2 protein-coding genes are annotated in these 1,672 nt (G+C 76.6%); one reads left to right on the top strand and one right to left on the bottom strand.

From position 1 onward, the window contains the following. Positions 1-836 (bottom strand): PLP-dependent aminotransferase family protein (locus tag AB0C69_RS42105; RefSeq protein ID WP_360362510.1); only part of this gene is annotated, 836 nt, incomplete at its 3' end. Positions 837-882: 46 nt separating this feature from the next. Here AB0C69_RS42105 and AB0C69_RS42100 point away from each other — a divergent pair. Then, positions 883-1,611 carry a phosphodiesterase gene (locus AB0C69_RS42100; RefSeq protein ID WP_360362507.1) on the top strand — a complete coding sequence of 243 codons (729 nt, stop codon included), beginning with the start codon at positions 883-885 and terminating at the stop codon, positions 1,609-1,611. The last annotated feature ends 61 nt before the right edge of the window (positions 1,612-1,672 follow it).

The raw sequence follows: 1,672 nt of genomic DNA, 5'->3' as shown, positions 1-1,672 counted from the left end.
AACTCGCCGTCGTAGTCGTCCTCGACGATCGTGCCGCCGGCCTCGCGGGCCCAGGCGGCGAAGGCGCGGCGGCGGTCCGGGGGGAGGGTCGCGCCGGTCGGGTACTGGTGCGCCGGGGTCAGCACGGCCGCGCCCGCCGGGCCGAGCGGGCCCGGGAGCGCGCCCCGCTCGTCCACGGGCAGCGGGACGACGGCGAGCCCGGCGCGCCGGACGATCGCGCGGTGGAACGGATGCCCCGGCTCCTCCATCGCCATCGAGTGCGTTCCGAGGTCCCGCAGGACGGAGGCGAGGAGGCCGAGGGACTGGGCGTACCCGGACGTCACCACGATCCGGGAGGGGTCGGCGTGCACGCCCCTGGCCCGGCCGAGGTATCCGGCCAGCGCCTCGCGCAGCTCGCGGCGTCCGCGCGGGTCGCCGAGCGCGTGCACGTCGGGCGGGGCGGACGCCAGGACGCGGCGCGTCGAGCGCAGCCACGCCGTGGAGGGGAACGTGCTCAGGTCGGGCCGCCCGGGCAGCAGGTCGTGCGCCGGCGCCTCGGCGGGCGCCGGCTCCGCGGGCGCCGGCGCCGGCGCGGGCCCGGCCGCGACCCGCGTCCGCCCGCCGGGGACGGCCGTGAGGTAGCCCTCGGCCGTCAGCTGGTCGTAGGCGGCGCTGACCGTCCCGCGCGCCAGGCCCAGCTCGGCGGCCAGCGCGCGGGTCGAGGGGACGACGTCGCCGGGGGCCAGGCGCCGGGACCTGACGGCCTCCCGGAGGGCGCGTTCGAGTCCGGCGCGGCGACCGCCCGAGGGGTCGACGTCCAGATGCAGGTCGACCGAACCGGTCCATTCTCCGCGCATGGAACTGGATCTTAATCCTGGTCCGGTCGGGTTCTAGATTCGCACCATGATCGTTCTCGCGCAGCTCAGCGACACCCATCTGGACGGCGGCGACGGCCGGGCCGAACGCGCGGCCCGCGTCATGGACCACCTGAACGGCGTGCCGGTCGACGCCGTCCTCGTCACCGGGGACATCGCCGACCACGGCGAGCCCACCGAGTACGAGCAGGCCCGCAAGGTCCTCGCGTCGGGGCATCCGGTGCTGACCTGCCCCGGAAACCACGACAGGCGCGGCCCGTACCGGGAGTTCCTGCTGGACGAGCCGCCGGGCGACGGCCCGGTCAACCGCGTCCACGAGATCGGCGGGGCCACCTTCCTGATGTGCGACTCGACCGTCCCCGGCGAGGCCCACGGGCGCCTCGACGACGAGACGATCGGGTGGCTCGACCGGCGGCTCGCCGAGGCGCCGGACGCGCCCGCGTTCGTCTGCTTCCACCACCCGCCCGTGAGGCTCCAGATCCCGTACGTCGACGGGATCCGGCAGTTCGGCGAGCGGCGCCTGGCCGAGGTGGTCCTGCGGCACCCGCAGGTCGTGGCGATGCTGTGCGGGCATGCCCACACGGCCGCGGCCACGACCTTCGCGGGGCGGCCCCTCCTCGTCGCCCCCGGCGTCGTGTCCACCCTCCGGCTGCCGTGGCAGCAGGGCGACATCGCCGACCTGACCGCTCCCCCGGGCGTCGCCTTCCACGTCCTGGACGACGACGGCCGGCTGAGCACGCACTACCGCACCTTCTAGGGTGCGGCCGGCTCGCATCCCCGCGAGGGCCTGACCGTGCCGCGCAGCCGCGCGGTGACGC

The sequence above is a fragment of the Actinomadura sp. NPDC048032 genome, from assembly GCF_040653175.1.
Classification (GTDB): domain Bacteria; phylum Actinomycetota; class Actinomycetes; order Streptosporangiales; family Streptosporangiaceae; genus Spirillospora; species Spirillospora verrucosospora.
Note: the sequence above shows the minus strand (reverse complement) of the source record. Positions and strands in the feature narration are given on the sequence as shown.

What these genes read in the sequence shown, in the direction of transcription:
- AB0C69_RS42100 (WP_360362507.1), top strand. Translation starts at nt 883, where the DNA reads ATGATCGTTCTCGCGCAGCTCAGCGACACCCATCTGGACGGCGGCGAC.